The sequence below is a fragment of the Alloalcanivorax balearicus MACL04 genome (assembly GCF_025532145.1).
GTDB lineage: Bacteria > Pseudomonadota > Gammaproteobacteria > Pseudomonadales > Alcanivoracaceae > Alloalcanivorax > Alloalcanivorax balearicus.
Window position 1 is genome coordinate 139600 of sequence record NZ_ARXS01000004.1, and the last position, 20257, is coordinate 159856.

19 protein-coding genes are annotated in these 20257 nt (G+C 61.8%); 14 read left to right on the top strand and 5 right to left on the bottom strand.

Going from position 1 to position 20257, the window contains the following annotated elements; translation table 11 throughout:
• Nucleotides 1-176: 176 nt before the first annotated feature.
• From MA04_RS05210 to MA04_RS05270, 13 genes are all read left to right on the top strand, one after another.
• Nucleotides 177-1223 (top strand): aromatic ring-hydroxylating dioxygenase subunit alpha, encoded by a 1047-nt coding sequence (locus MA04_RS05210; RefSeq protein WP_080531604.1) that lies wholly within the window; start codon nt 177-179, stop codon nt 1221-1223.
• Nucleotides 1220-2581 carry an amidohydrolase family protein gene (locus tag MA04_RS05215; RefSeq protein ID WP_262459684.1) on the top strand — a complete coding sequence of 454 codons (1362 nt, stop codon included), beginning with the start codon at nt 1220-1222 and terminating at the stop codon, nt 2579-2581. Before MA04_RS05210 ends, MA04_RS05215 begins: the two co-directional genes overlap by 4 nt.
• Nucleotides 2581-3798: an MFS transporter gene (locus MA04_RS05220; RefSeq protein ID WP_262459685.1), complete on the top strand. Its 1218-nt coding sequence runs from the start codon at nt 2581-2583 to the stop codon at nt 3796-3798. The genes MA04_RS05215 and MA04_RS05220 overlap by 1 nt, the downstream gene beginning before the upstream one ends.
• A gap of 5 nt (nt 3799-3803) precedes the next feature.
• Entirely contained in the window at nt 3804-4787 is a 984-nt protein-coding gene (locus MA04_RS05225; RefSeq protein WP_262459740.1) for a Rieske 2Fe-2S domain-containing protein, read from the top strand.
• A 559-nt stretch (nt 4788-5346) separates the two neighbouring features.
• The gene (locus MA04_RS05230; protein ID WP_262459686.1) at nt 5347-6405 is read left to right on the top strand and encodes a porin; all 1059 of its coding nucleotides are present in this window, start codon (nt 5347-5349) and stop codon (nt 6403-6405) included.
• Between the two features lie 92 nt (nt 6406-6497).
• Nucleotides 6498-7292: a cysteine hydrolase family protein gene (locus MA04_RS05235; protein WP_262459687.1), complete on the top strand. Its 795-nt coding sequence runs from the start codon at nt 6498-6500 to the stop codon at nt 7290-7292.
• Entirely contained in the window at nt 7289-7714 is a 426-nt protein-coding gene (locus MA04_RS05240) for a cupin domain-containing protein (protein WP_262459689.1), read from the top strand. Before MA04_RS05235 ends, MA04_RS05240 begins: the two co-directional genes overlap by 4 nt.
• Nucleotides 7711-9339 carry a CocE/NonD family hydrolase gene (locus tag MA04_RS05245; RefSeq protein WP_262459690.1) on the top strand — a complete coding sequence of 543 codons (1629 nt, stop codon included), beginning with the start codon at nt 7711-7713 and terminating at the stop codon, nt 9337-9339. Before MA04_RS05240 ends, MA04_RS05245 begins: the two co-directional genes overlap by 4 nt.
• 19 nt (nt 9340-9358) lie before the next feature.
• Nucleotides 9359-10231 carry an ABC transporter ATP-binding protein gene (locus tag MA04_RS05250; RefSeq protein WP_080531596.1) on the top strand — a complete coding sequence of 291 codons (873 nt, stop codon included), beginning with the start codon at nt 9359-9361 and terminating at the stop codon, nt 10229-10231.
• Nucleotides 10231-11034 carry an ABC transporter permease gene (locus MA04_RS05255; protein WP_022993592.1) on the top strand — a complete coding sequence of 268 codons (804 nt, stop codon included), beginning with the start codon at nt 10231-10233 and terminating at the stop codon, nt 11032-11034. Before MA04_RS05250 ends, MA04_RS05255 begins: the two co-directional genes overlap by 1 nt.
• A 23-nt stretch (nt 11035-11057) precedes the next feature.
• Nucleotides 11058-12410 carry an FAD-binding oxidoreductase gene (locus MA04_RS05260; protein WP_262459691.1) on the top strand — a complete coding sequence of 451 codons (1353 nt, stop codon included), beginning with the start codon at nt 11058-11060 and terminating at the stop codon, nt 12408-12410.
• The gene (locus MA04_RS05265; RefSeq protein ID WP_262459692.1) at nt 12407-13222 is read left to right on the top strand and encodes a creatininase family protein; all 816 of its coding nucleotides are present in this window, start codon (nt 12407-12409) and stop codon (nt 13220-13222) included. The genes MA04_RS05260 and MA04_RS05265 overlap by 4 nt, the downstream gene beginning before the upstream one ends.
• A 13-nt stretch (nt 13223-13235) precedes the next feature.
• Nucleotides 13236-14264: an ABC transporter substrate-binding protein gene (locus tag MA04_RS05270; protein ID WP_262459693.1), complete on the top strand. Its 1029-nt coding sequence runs from the start codon at nt 13236-13238 to the stop codon at nt 14262-14264.
• Here the strand turns inward: MA04_RS05270 and MA04_RS05275 are convergent.
• The 5 genes from MA04_RS05275 to MA04_RS05295 form a co-directional block, all read right to left on the bottom strand.
• Nucleotides 14249-14977 (bottom strand): GntR family transcriptional regulator, encoded by a 729-nt coding sequence (locus tag MA04_RS05275; protein WP_262459694.1) that lies wholly within the window; start codon nt 14975-14977, stop codon nt 14249-14251. The genes MA04_RS05270 and MA04_RS05275 overlap by 16 nt on opposite strands.
• A gap of 5 nt (nt 14978-14982) precedes the next feature.
• Nucleotides 14983-15366: an oxalurate catabolism protein HpxZ gene (gene hpxZ, locus MA04_RS05280; RefSeq protein ID WP_262459695.1), complete on the bottom strand. Its 384-nt coding sequence runs from the start codon at nt 15364-15366 to the stop codon at nt 14983-14985.
• Nucleotides 15367-15405: 39 nt separating this feature from the next.
• Nucleotides 15406-16575 (bottom strand): amidase, encoded by a 1170-nt coding sequence (locus tag MA04_RS05285; protein ID WP_262459696.1) that lies wholly within the window; start codon nt 16573-16575, stop codon nt 15406-15408.
• A 378-nt stretch (nt 16576-16953) separates the two neighbouring features.
• Nucleotides 16954-18546 carry a gamma-glutamyltransferase family protein gene (locus MA04_RS05290; protein ID WP_262459697.1) on the bottom strand — a complete coding sequence of 531 codons (1593 nt, stop codon included), beginning with the start codon at nt 18544-18546 and terminating at the stop codon, nt 16954-16956.
• Nucleotides 18547-18570: 24 nt separating this feature from the next.
• Nucleotides 18571-19410: a sulfite exporter TauE/SafE family protein gene (locus MA04_RS05295; protein WP_394356142.1), complete on the bottom strand. Its 840-nt coding sequence runs from the start codon at nt 19408-19410 to the stop codon at nt 18571-18573.
• A gap of 391 nt (nt 19411-19801) precedes the next feature.
• Between MA04_RS05295 and MA04_RS05300 the strand changes: the two genes are divergently transcribed.
• Complete coding sequence (locus MA04_RS05300; protein WP_262459699.1) at nt 19802-20179, top strand: VOC family protein; 378 nt, start codon at nt 19802-19804, stop codon at nt 20177-20179.
• The last annotated feature ends 78 nt before the right edge of the window (nt 20180-20257 follow it).

Consider the following 20257-nt stretch of genomic DNA (forward strand, 5'->3'; position numbering starts at 1 on the left):
CCGCTTTGTGTCCATGGTGGCGAGGCGCAAAGCGGTGCACGACTCTCGCCACCCTGATCTGAGGACAAGCCGGCCCTAGGGTAACGACCCAAAGGCGGGGGCTGCCTCGCCTGGGCCCGCTGCCGTTACGGCAGTGCTACCGGACGTGGAGCGGGCCCCAACTGGAGAGACTGGCCATGCTTGCAACTCAACAACCTGTACTGCGTCGTTTCTGGTATCCGGTGATGCCACTGGAACAACTTGATGATGGTCCCAAGCCCTTCCGGCTGATGAACGAAGAGCTGGTGCTGTGGCTTGATTCCGAAGGCAAGCCGCACGCTGCCGAGGACCGCTGTGCTCACCGTACCGCGCGTTTGTCCCTGGGCTGGGTGGAGGGCGACAATATTGTTTGCCCCTATCACGGTTGGACCTATGACGGCGGTGGCGGCTGTGTCCGTATCCCGCAGACGCCTGATCGCCCGGCGGGCCGTGCCAAGGTCCGTGCCTTCAATGCCGAGGCTCGTTACGGCTACGTGTGGGTGTGCCTCGGTGATCCTCTAACCGATATTCCTCACATGCCGGAGGCGGACGAACCCGGTTACCGGGTGATCCATCAGTTTTATGAAGTCTGGCGCACGGCCGGCCTGCGTCTGATGGAGAATTCCTTCGACAATGCTCACTTCAGCTTCGTGCATCGGGAGAGCTTCGGCCAGTTCGACAAGCCGATCCCGGCCAAGCTCAACATCGTCGAGGAGGACTTTGGTTTTCGCTTTGAAACCGTGGCGCCGGTGAACAACCCTCCGTTGCAGAAAAAGCTGTTGAAGATGGACAGCGATACCACCGAGCGGCACATGACCAGCAACTGGTTCATGCCGTTCGGTCGCAAGCTCAACATCCGTTACCCCAATGGGCTGGTACACGCGATCATCACTTACGCCACACCGATCGACGATGAGCACTCCATGATTTGTCAGTGGGCTTATCGCAGCGACTCCGAGGAGGACGCACCGGCGGAGCAGATCATCGCTTTCGATCGTCAGGTGACCGAAGAGGACAAAAGGGTTCTGGAAAGCACCGATTACGATGCGCCTCTGGATACCGCCAGCGGCGAGGAACGTCATATGCCCTCCGATCAGCCGGGCATGGTGATGCGCAAGATGCTGTTGGCGTTGCTGGCCCGCTTTGGCGAGGAAGAAGCGCGCGTCTCCGGCGCCCGCATTCCGATGAAGGAAAAGGCCTCATGAGCGACTTGCTGATTCGTGGCGCCGAAGCGGTGATGACTGGTCTGCCCGGGGCCCAGGCCCGGGCCGGAGCGGTGGATCTGCGTATCCGTGACGGCGTGATTCACGAGATGGCGGCGGGGTTGATCCCCGCCGCTGATGAACGGGTCATCGAAGCGCGCGGCTGCGTGGTTTACCCCGGTTGGGTCAACACCCATCACCACCTGTTCCAGAGTCTGCTGAAAGCGGTGCCGGAAGGTATCAACGAACCGCTGTTCGGCTGGCTCGGCGCGGTGCCTTACCCGCGCCTCACCCGCATCCGTGACCGTCATCTGGAAACCGCGGCGATGGTGGGGTTGGCCGAACTGTTGCTCTCCGGCACCTCCACCTGTGCCGACCATCATTACATCTACTACGCCGGCCTCGACAGTGAGATGGGGGACGTGCTGTTCGAGGTGGCGGACCGTTTGGGGTTGCGATTCGTATTGTGCCGTGGCGGCGCCACGGAGAAAGGACGGCACCCGGGCTATCCCAATAATCTGGAATCGGAGAGTGTCGACGACATCATCAACGATGTGCAGCGGCTGCGCGAACGCTATCACCAGGTAGGGACCAACCCCATGCGGCAGGTGGTGATGGCACCGACCACGCCGACCTTTTCGGTGAATCCCGCGGTGCTCAGGGAGTTGGCCCGGGCCGCCCGATCCATGGGGGTTCGGCTGCACAGTCATCTGTCGGAGACCCGGGACTACGTTACCTACTGCCGGGAAGTGCACGGCATGACGCCGGTGCAATTCTGCGCCGAGAACGAATGGCTCGGGGACGACGTCTGGTTTGCCCACATGGTTCATGTGGCGGACGAGGAACTGCCTTTGCTGCTGCAAACCGGCACCGGGATCGCCCATTGTCCGCAAAGCAACTGCCGGCTGGGCAGCGGGATTGCCCGTGCTCCGGAGATGTCGCGCCTGGGCATTCCGGTATCGCTGGCGGTGGATGGCGCCGCCTCCAATGAGGCCGCCGACATGATCCAGGAAGCGCATCTGGCCTGGATGGTGCACCGTGCCCATGGCGGCGCCGACGCTGTCACCGCCGAAGAAGTGATCGAATGGGGCACGCGAGGCGGGGCCCGGGTGCTGGGGCTGGACGGCATCGGCACTTTGAGTGTCGGCAGTGCCGCGGATCTGGCGATTTACGATCTGGACCAGCCCCGCTACTTCGGCGCGCACGATGTGGCGGTGGCTCCGGTGTGCGCCGGGGGAACCGCATCGTTGCGCTACCTGTTGGTGAACGGCAAACCGGTGGTGGAGAACGGGGCCATTCCGGGCCTGGATATGGAAGCGTTGCGAGAGCAGGCCGCCAGGGCCACGGCGGAGTTGCATTGATGAAGCGGACGCCGGACGCGCCCTTGGTCGAGGCCCCGGCGCTGTGGTGGCTGGTGCTGATGGTGCTGCTGGCGGGCCTCAATTTGCGCCCGTTGCTGACCACGCTCGGTACCAATCTGGAATTGATCCGCGTGGACCTGGGACTGTCCAGCACTCTGGTAGGTGCCCTGGCGGCGATCCCCACCCTTTGCATGGGAATGGTCTCCCTGGCCGGTGGCTGGGTGATCGCCCGGCTCGGTGTCGGCGCCGGTATGCGCTTGGCGTTGTTGTTGATCGCGGTGGGCTGTGCCCTGCGCTGGGCCGGTGACTGGTTGCCGATGATGGCTTTGGCGACGGCACTGGCCGGATTGGGGATTGCCTGTGGTCAGGTACTGATTCCGGTGGTGATCAAGCGGTATTTTCCTTCCCGGGCGGCGCTGATGATGGGGGGCTATACCACCGCCATGAATCTGGGTGCGGCTCTCGGGGCCGTCGCCGCGCCACTGGCAATCAGCGCCCTGGGGTCCTGGCAGGCGTCGCTGGCGATCTGGGCATTGCCTGCCTTGCTGGTGGCGCTGCTGTGGCCTGGTCGCCTGCGGGTATTCACTGATGACGGGCCGATGGGGGTGCCTTGGCGCAGTGCCCTTGGTTGGCGGATGGCGTTGTTTCTGGGAACCGGTTCGCTGGCCTACATGACGTTACTGGCGTGGCTGGTGCCGTTCTACATGGCTCTTGGCCTGACTCAGGAGCAGGGCGGAGCCATGCTTGTTGCCTATACCGCGGCGCAGATCGCCGGCGCTTTGCTGGTGCCTCCGGTGGCGCAATTGCAACCGGACCGGAGGCCGGCCTTGGCACTGACTTTGGCACTGCTGTCACTGGGACTGGCCGGTTTGTGTTGGGCGCCAACCTGGGGCGGCGCCTGTTGGGTGGTGTTGGCCGGGTTCGGACTGGGCGGCTCCTTTCCTTTGGCCCTGACTCTGCCGTTGGATTACGCCCATACACCGACGGAAGCCGGCCGGCTTTCCGCCATGGTGTTGGGATTCGGCATGCTGATGGGATCGTGTGGACCTTTGTTGTTCGGCGTGTTGCGGGATGGCTTCGGCTTTTCCGCGGCGCTGATCTTTTTACTGCTGGCCACGGTGGCTTCGTTCCTGCTCGGCCTGACGTTCCGCCCGCCGAACAGGGACCGGAGCGGAACCGGCCCACTAACCGCTGATATAAAGGAGATATCTCCGTGAATGTTATGGAACACGCGGTATTTCGCCGGTTCTGGTACCCCGTTATGCCGATGTCGAAACTGAAACAGGGGCCGCAACGGTTCGAGTTGCTCGGCCAGGCGTTAGCGTTGTTTCTGGATGACGGCGGCGTTCCGGCGGCGCTGGAGGACCGCTGCTGTCATCGCACCGCCCGTTTATCCCTCGGCGAAGTTTGTGACAATGCCATTGCCTGTCCTTATCACGGCTGGCGCTACAACCGGGAAGGGCAATGTGTGCTGGTGCCACAAATGCCGGATCGTGATCCGGGACCGAAACGTCGGGTCAAAGCGTTCTCCTGCCGGGAAAAGTACGGCTATGCCTGGGTGGCGTTGGAGCAGCCGTTGTTCGATATTCCGGACTTCCCCGAGGCGGCGGACGATAGTTTTGTCCTGATCCAGGAGTTCTATGAGGAGTGGCGGGTTTCCGGCCTTCGGGTGATGGAAAACGAGCTGGATATGGCCCATCCCAGCTACGTGCATCTGGGCACCTTTGGCAGCCCCGAACATCTGGTGGCCGAGGACGCGAAGATCGAAGAGTTTCCTGGTGGCTTTCACTATACCGGCAGGCTGGGGGTCAAGCAGGCCCATCACGCTCAGGATCGCAACAATGAGCGCTTCCTGGATTGCAGTTGGTATGCCCCCTTTATTTGCCGGCTGCGTATCAACTACGCGGACGGCCCTGCTCACGTGATTATCAATTGCCAGGTGCCTCTGGCCAATAATCGTTCCCAGGTGGTGCAGTTTTGCTTCCAGGAAGACGATGGCAATGGCATCGATGAAGCCGCGATCCTGGCGTTTGACCGCAAGGTGACCCTGGAGGATAAGCACGTGCTTGAAAGCACCGACGCGAATGTGCCTCTGGATCCCCGTGACGAACGGCACATGGTGTCGGATAAGCCGGGGTTGGTGATGCGACGCATGATTCAGGCCTTAATAGAGAATCACGAAACCCAGGCGGTTACGGTTCAGTAGTCTCTTCTCCGCTTTATCTCTTTTAACCGGGGTATACCCCGGTTTTTTTTGGCCTGCGAAAATATCTGAAAAGTTCATGTCGGGGTGCTGGTGATTAGCGGAAATAATGATGCCTTTTTGTATGCACGGCGAACTAAAAAAGGTATCGGTTGTGGACGCGAGTGGAAAAGAAAAAGCCCTATGGTGGGGCGAAATAATCGATGCTTTGCCCTTTTAAAGCGCGTCTTTGGTTTTTCCCGTCAAGTTAACAAAAAAAGAAAAAATAGAAAGTGAATAACTTGTTGTTTTTCCTCGTTAAATCCTTGTGGCATGCATTTTGAAAGGTTTCCGGTGTTCTGTATGCAAGACCGATTCGGTTGCGCATGCGAACGGGGTTCGGCGCCGTTGTGTTGAGGGGCCGGCACATTGCTCTAGGGGAACGAAGAGCATTTTAGGTATCGGACACCGGCCATAGGGAGGCAGGTGCGGTTACGGGAACGGTGAAGCCTTCGGGATCACCGGATGCCCACCGGCCTCATGAGTGGCGGGTATGTCCTGGCTGATTTGACGAGGAATAGACGTGAAACTGAAGAAGCAAGCAGCAATCGTTCTGGGTGCCGCCGCGCTGATGTCCGCGGCCGGGCCAGTGTCCGCCGAGGCGAAAGTCTCGTTCTACGGTCTGCTCGATCTCTGGGCGGGTAGCGCGGGTAACAAAACCACGGGGGATGACACTCTCAAGATGGACGCGGGTGGTATGGCTACCTCGTTCCTGGGTTTCAAAGCCAACATGGATTTGACACCGGGGATTACCGGTATTGCCGCCGCCGAGATGTTCTTCCGTCCGGATAACGCGGAAGACGGGCGCTATGGTGGTGACGAGTTCTTCGCTCGCAGTGCCTACATAGGAGCGACCGGCGATTTCGGTACTCTCAAGGCCGGGCGCAACACCGCACCGTATTACCTGCCGGTGGTGTTCAGCAACTCGCTGGGGGGCTCCTTCACCTTTTCACCCTCCATCCTGCATTCCTTCCAGGGCGGTAACTACGGACCGATCTTGGGGGACTCCGGTTGGAGTAACTCCCTGGCCTACACCACTCCGGAGATGGGCGGTCTGACCGCCACTCTGATGTACGCCTTCGGTGAAGAAGAAGACGAGCACGGCGAGAACAAGGTTGGTGGTAACGCGGTTTACCGTAACGGCAAGTTCATGGCCACCGTCGCCGCTCACAGTGTCAAGCAAGGCGCTCTGAATGTCGGCGATGTCAGCGCTGGCGAGTACGGCGCCATTCCGGATGCTACCGATCAGGACGCGGTGATGGTCGGGGTCGCCTATGACTTCGACATCGTCAAACTGTTTGCCCAGTACCAGAACCTGGCCACCGATACCCTCAATGGTGATGTGGACACCGATACCTATGTCTTCAGTTTCGCGGTACCGGCAGGCGGTGGTTCGGTGCTGGGTTCCTACGGTTACTCCGATTTCACCGGAGCTTGGGAGACGGAGCGTGACACCTGGTCCATGGCTTACAGCTATCCGCTGGCCAAGCAGTTGGACCTGTATGCCGTCTTCATGCACGACGACATCGAGATCATTGGCGATGCCGATAGCTACGGCGTGGGGGCCCAGTTCCGCTTCTGATCGCCTTGAGCGTCTCGCCGCGGGGCTCGGTGCCCCTCTGCACCGTGGCCCCAAGGCGAGCTCTTTTTCAACAGCGAATGCGAGGTCGTGTCATGACTCAATCGGATGCCCTTCATCCTCTGCCGGCAGGGCGCAAGCCCTGGAACCGCTGGAGGGTGGGTGATGATCACGCGGATCTGAGCCGCGCGGGTCATCGTGTACGTCCGCTGACGATAGCGGCGCGGCCCAAGAACCTTACTCTGGATGTGTCCCGGACCGCGTTGCTGGTGGTGGACATGCAGAACGATTTTTGTAGCGCTGGTGGCTGGCTGGATCACATCGGTGTGGACTACCGGCCGGCGCGGGCGCCGATCGAACCGTTGCGAGCGGCATTGCCTTGTCTCCGGCGGGTCGGTATGCCGGTGATCTGGGTTAACTGGGGCAATCGCCCTGATCTCGGCAACATAAGCCCGGCTTTATTGCACGTTTACAACGGCTCCGGTAGCGGCGTCGGGCTGGGCGATCCGGTTCCGGCCACGGGTGCCGCGGTGTTGCAATCCGGAAGCTGGGGTGCTGCCGTCGTCGATGAACTGGCCGTGGACCAGGCCGACATTCAGGTAGCCAAGTTCCGCATGAGCGGATTCTGGGATACGCCTCTTGACTCAATCCTGCGCAACCTCGGCATCAATACCTGTCTGTTTGCCGGCGTCAACGCTGACCAATGTGTATTGCACACCCTGGCGGACGCCAACTTTCTCGGTTACGACACGCTTTTCCTGGAAGACTGCTGCGCCACTACCTCGCCGGCGTTCTGTTGGGACGCCACCTTGTACAACGTGCGGCAGATATTTGGATTTACCGCCCTGGCCAGCGACGTCTGCCGGGCTTTGGAGGAAACACAACCATGATGCCGCTGTTCAAGCATCCCGAGCAGTTTGAAGCCTTTCGTATCAAGGAAGGGGAGAGCAACCGGCTGGTGGTGATCTGCGATGGGCCCGGTGACGATCTGGGCTTCATTGCCTGCGTGGAAATTTTTGACGAGGGCGGCACCACACCGGCAAACACCCATAAGGAAGCGGATGAATTCTTTTTCGTACTGGAAGGTGAAGGGCGCGCCCGTTGCGACGAGCAATGGGTGACATTGAAAAAAGGGGACGCTCTGGTGGTGCGCGCCGGCTCCGAGCACGTGGTGGAAAATACCGGCAAGGGCCGTTTTTATACACTTACCGTGATGGTGCCGGACGAGCGGTTTTCCACACTGATTCGCTCAGGTGTCCCCGACGTGCTCGATGACGACGACATGCGTGTGCTCAAGGGGACGCCATCATGACCGCCGTGCTGCCCACGGTGATGAGTATGCGCACCCGTGACGGGGTTCGCCTGGACGCGGATGTCTACAGCCCGGACGGGCCGGGCCCGTTCCCGGTGCTGCTGATGCGCCAACCGTACGGCCGCCGCATCGCCTCCACGGTGACCTATGCCCACCCGAGTTGGTACGCCGCCCGGGGCTATCTGGTGGTGATTCAGGATGTGCGTGGCAGGGGCACATCCGAAGGGGAGTTCGAGCCGTTCATCCATGAGCGGGACGATGGCGAGGACACCCTGGAATGGGTATCGCAACTACCCGGTGGTAATGGGCGCGTGGGCATGTACGGGTTTTCCTACCAGGGCGCCACTCAACTGTTCGCCGCCGCCAGCCGGCACCCGGCATTGAAAGTGGTGGCGCCGGCCATGTGTGCTTTTCATCTGGACCGGGACTGGGCCTATGAAGGCGGTGCGTTGCGACTGTACAACACCCTGAGCTGGGCGGCGCAACTGGGCGCCGAGAGCGCCCGGCGGCGGGGTGATGCCGAAGGCTTCAGCGTCTGTTATGGGATTGGGCATGCTCCTTCCCCGGTACAACTGGTCGATCCGGCGGCGCCGGCCTTGCGCGAAGCGCTTGCCGATACGTTCTACGGTGATTGGCTGGATCAAGCTCCGGGCGGTGATTACTGGCGGCAACGTTCACCGGGCACCATGCTCGATGACGTTGATATTCCAGCCCTGCATGTGGGGGGCTGGTATGACAGCTTCCTCACCGGCACCCTCGCCGCCTATCGGCATTTCCAGAAAGGCGGGCAGCCGCAGCGGCTGCTGGTGGGCCCTTGGGGGCATCTGCCCTGGATCCCCCAGGTGGGGCAGCGTTGGTTGGGCGACAGCGCCTGCTCGCCAGTGGACGATCTGCAATTGCGCTGGTTCGACTTTTTCCTCAAAGGCGAGAACAACGGGGTGACGGCGGAGCCGCCGATTTCCCTGTATGACCTGGGCGAAAGCGACTGGAAGGATTTTTCGGCCTGGCCATGCCGGCAAGCGGAAAAATGGTATCTGGTCAGCAATGGCCGGGCGGGTATTGATCCGCACGGCGGCTTGCTCCGCGCCAGGCCCGGTGAGGGGGAACCGGTGGAAGACGTTTGGGTGCACGATCCCTGGCGACCGGTGCCGACACAGGGAGGGCACTTGCCCCCGTCTCCGGGCATTCAGGAGCGTACCGCGCTGGATGCCCGCCCGGATGTACTTACCTACACCACCGCTGCCTTTGCCGAACCTCTGGCTCTGGCCGGTGAGGTGAACGTGGTGCTGTCGTGCGCCGCCGATGTGGACAGCTTTGACCTGTGCGTGGTGCTGGGAGTGGTGGACCCCGAAGGTCGCAGCCACAACCTGACCCAGGGGTATGCACGCGTTGCTGGCGGGGTGGTGACCGTATCCTTGCGCGCGATATGCGCCACCGTCGCCGCCGGCCAGTGTTTGCGCCTGAGCATCAGCGGCGCCAGTTATCCCGGTTATGCGCTCAATGACGGCTCCGGCCGGGTTCAGGGCGATATCCGTTCCAGTGATTACCCGATCATGACTTTGCGGCTCGATGTCAGCGAAAGCTGGCTGGAGCTACCCGTGGTATCCGCCACGGACAATGGCTGACGAATCCGGAGGGAAACTCATGGTGAAACAACTCAAGGCGATTCGTGATGAGGTGGTGGTGTCAATGACGGCATCGACGAAGACGGACGATCAGACGCGAGCGTTTGGTGGCCGCCCGGTGGTGGAGGTCGCCGGCGTGGACAAGGTCTACGGCAACGGCACCGTGGCATTGAAGGAAGTGGATCTGACCGTCGGGGAAGGGGAATTCGTCAGCCTGCTGGGGCCCAGTGGTTGTGGTAAATCCACGTTGTTGCGGGTGATGGCCGGCCTCGGCGAGGCCTCTTCCGGCACGGTGAAGTGGTGGGAACAGGATTACCAGGTGGTGGGAGGCAAGGGGCGCAAACTGGCGTTTGTATTCCAGAACGCCACGCTGATGCCGTGGGCGCGGGTACGCAAGAACGTGCGCCTGCCGCTGGATCTGGCCCATGAACATGGTGCGGACGCGGAAGCCCGCATTGATCAGGCTCTGGAAATGGTGGGGTTGAGCAAGTTCGGCAACGCTTACCCGAGGGAGCTGTCCGGGGGGATGCAGATGCGGGCTTCCATCGCCCGCGCCATGGTCACCGAGCCGAACCTGCTGCTGATGGATGAGCCGTTCGGCGCCCTCGATGAGATGACCCGCAACCGGCTCAACGATGATGTTCTGCGCCTGTGGAAAGAGAAAGGCTGGACCGTGGTGTTCGTGACGCACAGCGTTTACGAGGCGGTGTATCTCTCCAACCGGGTGGTGGTAATGGCGGCGCGTCCGGGCCGGGTGGTGGAGGACGTCAGGATCGACGCACCTTATCCCCGTGGCGCCGAGTTCCGCGTGTCCACCGAGTTCGCCGATTACTGCCGGCGGGTGTCCCTGGCGTTGGAAAAAGCCAGTGCTCAAGGTGAGGAGGACCACTGATGAAACAGCCCCTATTGCAGAATGAACGGTTCGTCCAGATTGCCGCGCCTTTATTCGTGGGTGTGGTGTTCCTGTGTTTTTGGGAGCTGGCGGTGCGCGCCGCTGAGTTGCCGGTGTACATCCTGCCCGGACCGGTGGCCATCGCCAAATCCTTCGTCACGGACTGGGCGGTGTTGTTCCACAGTCTGATGATGACGTTGAAGGTGACGTTGCTGGCATTCGTCATCGCCGTGGTGCTTGGCACCGCCGCTTCCCTGCTGTTCGTGCAGAGCCGCTGGATCGAGGTGAGTCTGTTCCCCTATGCGGTGCTGATGCAGGTGACACCGATCGTCGCCATCGCGCCGCTGATCATTATCTGGGTCAAGGACACCACTTGGGCACTCACCGTGTGCGCGGTGATCATCGCGATCTTTCCGATCATTTCCAATACCACGCTGGGGCTGCGCAGCGTGGATCCCAATCTGATGAGTATGTTTCGCATGTATCGGACCGGACGCTGGCAGCAACTGATCCGACTGCGCATACCCAGCGCCCTGCCGTACTTTTTTGGCGGCATGCGTATCAGTACCGGTCTGGCGTTGATCGGCGCGGTGGTGGCGGAGTTCGTGGCCGGCACCGGTGGCAGCCAGGCCGGGCTTGCCTATTTGATTCTGCAGGCCGGCTACAACCTGAACATTCCTCGCATGTTCGCCGCTCTGGGCCTGATCACCGTCACCGGCATTCTGTTGTTTGCGCTGATGGTGTGGCTGTCCGACCGGGTACTGCGCAACTGGCATGAAAGCGCTCTCAAGGTAGAGCAATGACCGATTCCACAGGGAGCCATGCAATGGACCAAAACACGATGCAGCGGCTGGCGGCGGATCTCGGTGATCTGGAACTGATTACCGACAGTACCGCCTTGCAGCGCTACTCCAAAGACTTCTCCTGGTTCAGCCCGGTGCTGACCGAGGCGTTGGAGGGTAAACGGGCGGACGCCATTGTGCGCCCCACCAGTGAGGAGCAAGTGCGCCGCGTGGCCGCGGCCTGCTACCGCCACCGGGTGCCACTGACACTACGCGGCAGCGGCACCGGTAACTACGGTCAGTGCACGCCGTTACGTGGCGGTGTGCTGATGGACATGAGCGGCCTGAACAAAGTGCTGTGGATCGCCGACGGCGTGGCCCGGGTCCAGGCCGGAGCCCGGTTGGTGGATATCGACAACGCGGCCAGGGAAAAAGGCTGGGAGCTGCGGCTATTGCCATCCACCTATCGGCTGGCCACCGCCGGCGGCTTCTTTTGCGGTGGCTTTGGCGGCATCGGCTCGATCACCTACGGCTCCATCGGCGATCCGGGAAATGTACTGGGGGTGCGAGCCATGAGTCTGGCCGAGCAACCGGAGGTCAGCGAATTCCGGTCCGCCAAGGCCCGCGACCTGTACCACGCTTATGGTGTCAACGGGGTGATCACCGAGCTGGAGTTCGCGCTGACACCGGCAATGAATTGGCAGGAGGCCGTGCTCAGCTTCCCCTCCTTCATGGAGGGCGTACGTTTTTGTCAGACACTGGGGCGGGCCACCGGCGTCATTAAAAAGCTGTTGACCCTGCTGGCGGATCCGCTGCCGCAAATGTGCGGTCTGGGCAAGGACGTGGGTGAAGGGCGCGCCGCCGTATTGTGTCTGGTGAACCGCGCCGCCATGGAGGCGGTGGAGGAAATCGCCGCGAAATTCAATGGCCGCGTCGAGCGTCAGCAGGATAACGCCGAGGTCTACGGCACCGCCAAAAGTCTGGTGGAGCACACCTGGAATCACACCACGCTGCACATCCTGCGCAAGCACAAGGATATCACCTACCTGCAGAGCGGCTTCCGGCCCTGGGAGAATGTGGAAAAAGTGGAGCAGATGTACCGGCACTTCGGTGACGAAGTAATGATGCATCTGGAATTCCTCAAGGCGGATGGCGCGGTCACCTGTAGTGGCTTGCAGGTGATCCGCTACACCACCGAGGAGCGGCTGAACGAGATCATTCAGTATCACCGGGATAACGGTGTCCATGTCAGCAACCCGCACACCTATATTCTCGAGGATGGCGGCAAGCTCAGCGTGGACCCGGGACAGCTGGCGATGAAACAGCGGCTGGATCCCGCCGGACTGCTTAACCCCGGCAAGATGCGCAGCTGGGATGAAAAAGGAGCAGCGGCATGAGTCAGTTGAACGGCTGCGTGCCGCCCCATCGTTTTTTGCCGTACCTGACCGCGCCGGAGATCGAAGCGCTGCCGGACAAGGCCAACACCGTGATCGTATTGCCGATTGGCGCCATCGAGCAGCACGGTCCGCATCTGCCTATTTGCACCGACACCGCCATTGCCACCGAGGTAAGCGGCAAGGCGCTGGCGGCGTTGCCGGCGTCGGTGCCGGCGTTCGCGTTACCGCCGGTATGGTGCGGTAAATCCAATGAGCACATTCAATTCTCGGGAACGGTAATTCTCAAGGCCGACACCTTGCTGCGAGTGCTTTGGGATATCGGTGAGAGTGTGTACCGCATGGGGTTCCGCAAGCTGGTTCTGGTCAACGGACACGGCGGTCAGCCTCAGGTGGTGGAAATAGTAGCCCGTGATCTGCGCGCTGAATATCCGGATTTTTGTTTGTTTCCCGTGTTCACCTGGGGCGTGCCTAATCGAGCCGGGGAGTTTCTTTCCGAGCGTGAAAAAGCCGAAGGCATTCACGCCGGCCGCGCGGAAACCAGTTTGATGCTGGCGTTGACGCCGGATCATGTGCATCTGGAGCGGGCGGTGGGGGAGTATCCCTGCCCGCATCATGGCCTGCTCACTCCGGAAGGGCGTTTTCGTTTCGCCTGGTTGACCCACGATCTCAGTGCCAGTGGCGTGGTCGGGGACCCGCAGGGCTCCAGTCGTGAAGAGGGGGAGACGGTCCTGGCCTCTCTGGTGGAAGGCTGGGTTGCCGCGCTGGAGGAGATTCACCGATTCCGCATGCCTGTACCGGGCTCAAACGATTAAATGGGGAAATAGCATGGCGGCGTTGAAACGACGGACCCTGAAACAGCTGATATTGAAACGACGATGGTGGCTCGATGGCGCTCTGGCACTGGCGGGGTTGTGCCTGTCCGTGACGGCGCTGGCGGAGGAACTGACACCGGTGACGGTTTCCACCACCTGGTATGCCCAGGCTGAGCACGGCGGCCTCTACGCCGCCAAGGCCATGGGGCTGTACCAAAAGCACGGCCTGGATGTGACCATAAAAATGGGCGGTCCACAGGTCAACAATGTGCAACTGCTGGTCGGAGGCGCCACCGATTTCAGCATGGGCTACAGTCTGCAATCCTTCAATGCGGTGAAGCAGGGACTGCCGCTGGTGACGGTGGCGGCGTTTTTCCAGAAGGATCCGCAATCCCTGATGGTGCATGAAGGGCAGGGTTACCTCACTATCGCCGATCTGAAAGGCGCGGGGCTCCGCATTCCCACCGCCGGCCGGGTGGCGTACTGGCCCTGGCTCAAGGCCAAATACGGTTTTACCGATGATCAACTGCGGCCCTACGACTACACCATCGGGCCCTTCATTACGGATCCGAAGGTCGCGCAGCAGGGCTACATCACCAACGACGGCTACTTTCTGCGGAAAGAAAACGTGGCGGCAAAAAGTTTGTTGCTGGCGGACGCCGGTTGGGAGGCCTACTCGGCGACACTCGACACCACCCGCGAGATGATCGAGAAGCACCCTGAGGTGGTTCAGGCGATGGTGGCGGCCACCGCGGAAGGCTGGAAAGCCTACTTTGAGGATCCGCGGCCGGCGAATAGCTTGATCAAGGCGGATAACCCGCAGATGGAAGACGCGTTGATCGCTTACAGCATCGATAAAATGCAAAGCGAGGGGATCCTGCTTTCCGGTGATGCCAAGGGCGGCCGGTACGGCATCATGAGCGACCGGCGCTGGCGGGAGTTTTATCGGCAGATGGTCGATGCCGGTACTTTGCCGGATGACCTGGACTATCAAAAAGCCTATGACCTGCGTTTCGTGCAGGCGCTTTATCCGGAGGATTGATTCTCCGGAGGGCTGGCCGGGGCGGTCTCGGTGCCGCCGCGGGTCTCCAGATAATCCTGTGAAGTACGGTGGGCGTGCAAAACGTGATCCCGGATCAACTGCGCGGCCCGCTCGCTTTCACCGCGAACGATGGCCATGACGATGTCGCTGTGTTCGGTGAAGGACGCGGCCAGACGTTCCCCCACTCTGAATTGCGCACGGCGGTAAGCCAGCACCCGGGAACGGGCGGCCATGGCGGTTTCATATAAGTAGCTGTTATGGCAGCCACGAAACAGCTTCTCATGGAAGCTCAGGTTGGCCGCGTCGTAGGCATCCACGTTGCCGTCGGCCACATGGGTATGGCTGTCCAGGTGGCTGGCGAGCAGGTCTTCCCGTTCCGAGCGGGTCATATTGAGCGCCGCCATGCGCGCGCAGGCCGCTTCCATTTCCGCCGCGTATTCGAACATTTCACTGAGCCGCTGCTCCGGCACTTCGATGACGAACACGCCGCGCCGGTGCTGGTGTTCGACCAGCCCGGCGGAGGCCATTTCCCGCAAGGCCTCGCGTACTGGAGTACGTGAAACGTTGAAGCGGCGGGCCAGGGCGATCTCGTCCAGACGCGTGCCCGGCGGCAGCAGGCCGCCGAGAATCTCATCGGACAGCGCACGCCGAACCTGCTCCGCCAGCGGACGGTCGTCCTCGCCGGCGGCACTGAGCACAGTCTGTTGTGTCATGACGCTTACTCCTCCATGAACGACACATGGGCGGCCACTACCTGCCATCCCTCCGGGCGGCGGGCCCAGACCTGACTCTGGCGGCCGATACGCGGGTTCCCCGGGCGGCGGAACTCGGTCCAGGCGGTGGCCAGATCGTCGCCATGGGCGGTGATCACGGTGTTATGTAATTCCCGTTGCAGTCCCTTGGACGGCCGTTGCGCGCGGAAGGCGGCAATCTGCCGGTAGCCGTAGAGATTCTCGCCGGCACCGTAGCGCACCACACGTTCGTCGTTCCAGAACAATTCGTCCAGCACGGTCACATCATTTTCGACCAGGGCTTTCTCATAGCGCAGGAACGCGGCTTTGACTTCCGCCACCACGTCCGGTCGGTCCAATTCCAGGGCCATTATTAGTACTCCACATTATTACTCTTCAGGGCCGGGGCGTCAGGTATTGATGAATTCAGGCAGGCGGGCCGCCAGATCCAGCAGCTGCTGATCGCTGCCCGCCGGGCCGATCAATGACAGGCCCACCGGGCCATCACGGTCATGCAACAGCGGCAAACTCAGTTGCGGCAGCCCGGTGGTGCCGGCCAGGGCCGTCATCCGCAGGGTGCGGCCGCGGATGTCTTCCACCTTGGCCTCGTCGGCTTGCAAAGGCAGGGCCGAGGTCGGCGTGGTGGGCAGGCAAAGCAGGGTATCCTCACCGAGCAGGGCGCGGATCCGGGTCCGCAAAGCCTGGCATTGTTCACGAGCGTCCTCGGCTTCGGTGGTAGTGATGCGGGACGCTGCCTCGAAGCGCTCCTTCACGCCGGGGCCGAATACCGGTTGCTCGGCTTCGATCCAGGAGCCGAAGCGGGCCCAGGCCTCGTAAGCTTGCAGTGGCCGGAACGCGTTGAAGTAGGTGTCCAGGTTGCCAACACTGACGCTGCCGCCAAAGGTCACGCCGGGCAGGCCGTTGCCGACCCGCGCTTCCAGTTGCGACACCACGTCGGCATCGGATTGCGCCAGTGCCTCCTCCACCAGCAGCAAACGGCGCGGTACCGGCCGGTCGCTGGCGGGCAGCAAAATCTGGCCAATGCGGGCCATGAGCCGGGCGTCCCGGGCGAACCAGCCAAGGGTATCGAAACTCTCCGCCAGATGGGCGCAGTGGCGGTAATCCACCACGCCATGGGTGGGACGCAGGCCATGGATGCCGCAGTAGCTGGCGGGCACCCGCACCGAACCGCCGGTGTCGCTGCCCAGCGCGAAGTCCACCAGCGCGGCGGCCACCACCGAGGCGGAGCCGCTGGAGGAGCCGCCCGGCACCGCGCCTGGCACCGCCGGATTGGGTGGCGTGCCATAGTGCGCGTTCTGGCCCGCCAGGCTGTAAGTCAGCTCGTCGGTGTGGGTCTTGCCGACCAGTTCCGCGCCCGCCGCCAGCAGGGTTTCGATCATCGGAGAGGTGTATCGCGCTGGCGGCTGGCTGGCGCGCCAGCTCGGCTGGCCGACGCCGGTAACGGTGCCGGCTATGTCGAACACGTCCTTGATGGCGAAGGTCAGGCCTTGCAGCGGGCCCTCTCCGGTGGCGTCGAGGTGCACCGGGTCGAAATCGAGAAAACCGTTTTCCAGTATCACCGCCGGCCCCTCAGGTGTTGGCGGCTGGGAAGGTTTTGCATTGGTGTGCTCCTTGAGAACCTTGAGACGTCCAAGGCAGACGGAGCAGTGTTCGTGCCAACCTTCGGTGCCGGAAAAATGCGGATTTGCGAGGCAGTGGGGAGAAGTGGGGCCCCGTAAAGGGGCAGAGGGGCGTGGATGTATACAGAAATGGGGCAAGCGGGCCTGGTGTGGGCCTTTTGCTTCCATCGTGGACAGCGAAGCAGCGTTACGCTTTTGCGGGAACGCCGTGAATACATCCCCGTACAGATCCGCGTCTCTGATGGAGGCACCCCAAACCGTGATGATCAAAAAAGGGCGCCTGGCGGCGCCCGAGAGGGTTACAAAAAGGGATGGCGTTCAGAGCGTCGCGACGATGCCGTCGCTGCGCGGGTCGGCGGCGCCTTCAAGCAGGCCGTTGGGATGACGCACCACGGCACCGGCGTGGCCCATGGTATCGCTGAAGTCCTCGCCCAACACTTCCACCTGATGGCCGGCGTCGCGCAGTTGTTGCACCAGGGCGGGGTCAAAACGCGCTTCCAGTTTCAGGCTGGTGCTTTGTTCCCCCCAGGTTCGACCGAGCAGCCAGCGTGGCGCGGTCACGGCTTGTTGCAAGGGCTGATTGAACAGGGCGTAACGGCTGAATACCGCCGCCTGGGTCTGGGGTTGGCCCTCGCCCCCCATGGTGCCGTACACCATGGTGCGGCCGTCGTCGAAGCGGGCCATGGCCGGGTTCAGGGTATGGAACGGTTTACGCCCTGGTTTCAGGGTATGCAGAGCGGCTTCATCCAGGGAGAAACTGATGCCCCGGTTTTGCCACAGTACTCCGGTGCCGGGCAGCACGATGCCGGCACCAAATTCCCAGTAAATGCTCTGGATGAAACTGGCGCAGCGGCCTTCACGGTCGATACAGCCCATCCAGATGGTGTCGCCGGGTTGCGCCGGGTATGGCCAGGGCAGCGCGCTCCGGCGGTTGATGCGTTGCACCCGCTCGGCCAGATCCGATTGACTGAGGAAGCGGGCCGGATCCTCGCTCATATAGGCCGGGTCGGTGCAATACTGGTCGCGTACCAGGAACGCCTGTTTGGTGGCCTCCACCAGCCCGTGCAGGTGATCGAAACCTTCGCCGTCCGTTACCCCGAGCCGGTCGAACAGGCCGAGAATCATCAACGAGGCCATGCCCTGGGTGGGCGGCGGCTGGTTATACAGCGTGCTGCCCCGCAGGCGCACCGACAGCGGCGGTAACGTCCGCGCCTGATAGCCGGCCAGATCCTCGCGGGTGAGCGGGCTGCCGGTCCGGGCCAGGTCCTCGGCCATGGCGGTGGCCAACTCGCCCCGGTAGAAATCCTCGGGGCCGGCCCGCCCGATACGTTCCAGGGTGGCGGCCAGTTGCGGCTGCCGCAGAATGGCACCTTCCATCGGCACCTGGCCCTGATCCAGAAAGGTGTCGGCGAAGCCGGAAACGGAGGCCAGCTCCGGCAGCTTCTGCCGGGTCAGTTGTTCCTGACTGCGGGTCACCGCCACGCCGTCCCGGGCATGACGTTGGCCGTCTTCCAGCAAGCGCGAGAGTGGCAGCTTGCCCCCCCATTGGCGTGCCACATTCATGGCCTGACCCCAGCCGCCGACGGTGCCGGCCACGGTGAGCGCCGCCAACGGGCCGCGGGTGGGGATGCTGTCGTGGCCGCGTTCCCGGTAGTAGTCGACATCCGCGGCGGCAGCGGCGGTTCCGCAGGCTTCGATCGCCACCGGCTCCTCGCCGGGAGCGCCCAGGACCCAGAAACCGTCGCCGCCGATGGCGTTCATATGCGGGTACACCACGGCAATGGCCGCCGCCGCCGCCACCATGGCTTCGGCGGCGTTACCGCCTTCGCGGAGCACGTCCCGGCCGGCTTGGGCGGCCAGATGATGGGGTGCCACCATGACACCGCCGAGCGCGCGTTTGGTCGTCAACATGTCGTGTTCTCCAAGCCGTGGCGGTTACAGCAAACCGTACAGCATGCGTAGTGAAGTCAGGAAAAGGAAAAAGGCGAAAACCTGCCGTAACCGATTGGCGTTCACCGCGTGGGCAATGCGCGCGCCGATTGGCGCCATCATCATGGTCATTGGCACGATCAGCGCCAGACCGGCCAGGTTGATGTAGCCGAGGCTCAGCGGCGGGCGATTGGGCACGCCAAGACCATTGATCAGAAAACCAATGGCGCCGGGCAGGCTGATCACCATGCCGATGGCGGCGGCGGTGCCCACCGCGCGGTGGATCGGATAACCGAAGGCGGTCAGCAGCGGTACGCTCAGCGTGCCGCCGCCAATCCCCATGAGAGTGGAGAAACCGCCCACCAGGGTGCCGATGATCTGCTTGAACGGGGTCGGCGGCAGGTCGTCGGTCAGCGCCAGGCCCTTGCCGCGGAACGCCATGTTGGCGGCCACCAGCAGAGCGACCACGGCGAAGATCGCGGTCAGAGTGGTGCCACGCAGATAGCCACTGATGGCGATGCCGATCAGTACGCCCACCAACAAGGCAGGTCCCCAGGTACGTAGCAAGGAGACGTCCAGATTTCCCTTCTTGGCGTGGGCCCGGGACGACATGATCGAGGCCGGGATAATGGTGGCCAGGGAGGTGCCCACCGCCACGTGCATTTTCACCGACTCGTCCACGCCCAGCAGCGTGAAAAGGTGGTACAGCACCGGCACCACCACGATGCCGCCGCCCACTCCCAACAGACCGGCCAGCAGGCCGGCGATGATGCCGGTGGCCAGCAGGGCCACCACCAGCCCGGCCAGCCATCCGACACTGTGACCACTCAAAAGCTCCACGATCATCCCCAGACGATTTGATCTGCGCCGGCCGGGTCGCTTCCCTGGCGCGGCTCCGGATTTCCCCTAGAGGAAATTTTGGCTAGGATGCCATTTTTGTATACAAGAATAAAGCGCTGATTTATAGGGATTTTTAGGACTTTTATGGGCTATTTTGGGGCGCTTTCATGTGAGTGCACCAATATTGTGCATTGCTGTTCAGGGTTTGGCACGGCGTGGTGGTTGCGATGTGTTTTGTTGTGGCAAGAGAAGCGGGGGTAGATTTCAGATCGAGGTTTGTAACTTGTTGACTTTTATGGTTTTGTTTTGTCTTTCGAAGCCGGTGAGTTGATTGGATGCTCGGTCCGGCATTCCAATACTGGTTATTGAGTATTCACTCTTTTGAACGGGGTCATCCGTGTTTGCAGTAAAAGCCACCCAGCATGTTTTGGCGGTCAAGGATCTTGAGAAGACTGAAAGCTACTTTCTCGACAAACTCGGGTTTTCCGTCCGCTTCCGAGTGGACGGTTGGTCGTTCGTGAGTCTTGGTGGTTTTCACGTGATGTTGGGGCACTGCCCGGACGAGCTTCCAGCCAGTGATACGCATGAGCACTCGTACTTCGCCTATGTAAACTGTGAGGGCATAAACGAGATTTACTGTGACTATCAGCTGCGTGGCGCCGAAATTTTCCAGGCAATATCCGACAAGCCCTGGGGTCTGCGTGAGTTCGGCGTGGCGACGCCCGAGGGGCATCGAATCATGTTCGGTGAAGACATTGATCCATCAGGGAACTGATAACCCGTCGCTCAAGTACGTTCCCTGCCTTGCGGCCGTCCGGCGGAACGCCCTTTCAGGGCGCTGCTTTAGCTTTTT

Bases quoted from the DNA above. Each gene is read 5' to 3' on its own strand.
- MA04_RS05210 (WP_080531604.1), top strand. From the start codon at position 177: ATGCTTGCAACTCAACAACCTGTACTGCGTCGTTTCTGGTATCCGGTG.
- MA04_RS05215 (WP_262459684.1), top strand. From the start codon at position 1,220: ATGAGCGACTTGCTGATTCGTGGCGCCGAAGCGGTGATGACTGGTCTG.
- MA04_RS05220 (WP_262459685.1), top strand. From the start codon at position 2,581: ATGAAGCGGACGCCGGACGCGCCCTTGGTCGAGGCCCCGGCGCTGTGG.
- MA04_RS05225 (WP_262459740.1), top strand. From the start codon at position 3,804: ATGGAACACGCGGTATTTCGCCGGTTCTGGTACCCCGTTATGCCGATG.
- MA04_RS05235 (WP_262459687.1), top strand. From the start codon at position 6,498: ATGACTCAATCGGATGCCCTTCATCCTCTGCCGGCAGGGCGCAAGCCC.
- MA04_RS05240 (WP_262459689.1), top strand. From the start codon at position 7,289: ATGATGCCGCTGTTCAAGCATCCCGAGCAGTTTGAAGCCTTTCGTATC.
- MA04_RS05245 (WP_262459690.1), top strand. From the start codon at position 7,711: ATGACCGCCGTGCTGCCCACGGTGATGAGTATGCGCACCCGTGACGGG.
- MA04_RS05250 (WP_080531596.1), top strand. From the start codon at position 9,359: ATGGTGAAACAACTCAAGGCGATTCGTGATGAGGTGGTGGTGTCAATG.
- MA04_RS05255 (WP_022993592.1), top strand. From the start codon at position 10,231: ATGAAACAGCCCCTATTGCAGAATGAACGGTTCGTCCAGATTGCCGCG.
- MA04_RS05260 (WP_262459691.1), top strand. From the start codon at position 11,058: ATGGACCAAAACACGATGCAGCGGCTGGCGGCGGATCTCGGTGATCTG.
- MA04_RS05265 (WP_262459692.1), top strand. From the start codon at position 12,407: ATGAGTCAGTTGAACGGCTGCGTGCCGCCCCATCGTTTTTTGCCGTAC.
- MA04_RS05270 (WP_262459693.1), top strand. From the start codon at position 13,236: ATGGCGGCGTTGAAACGACGGACCCTGAAACAGCTGATATTGAAACGA.
- MA04_RS05275 (WP_262459694.1), bottom strand. From the start codon at position 14,977: ATGACACAACAGACTGTGCTCAGTGCCGCCGGCGAGGACGACCGTCCG.
- hpxZ (WP_262459695.1), bottom strand. From the start codon at position 15,366: ATGGCCCTGGAATTGGACCGACCGGACGTGGTGGCGGAAGTCAAAGCC.
- MA04_RS05290 (WP_262459697.1), bottom strand. From the start codon at position 18,546: ATGTTGACGACCAAACGCGCGCTCGGCGGTGTCATGGTGGCACCCCAT.
- MA04_RS05295 (WP_394356142.1), bottom strand. From the start codon at position 19,410: ATGATCGTGGAGCTTTTGAGTGGTCACAGTGTCGGATGGCTGGCCGGG.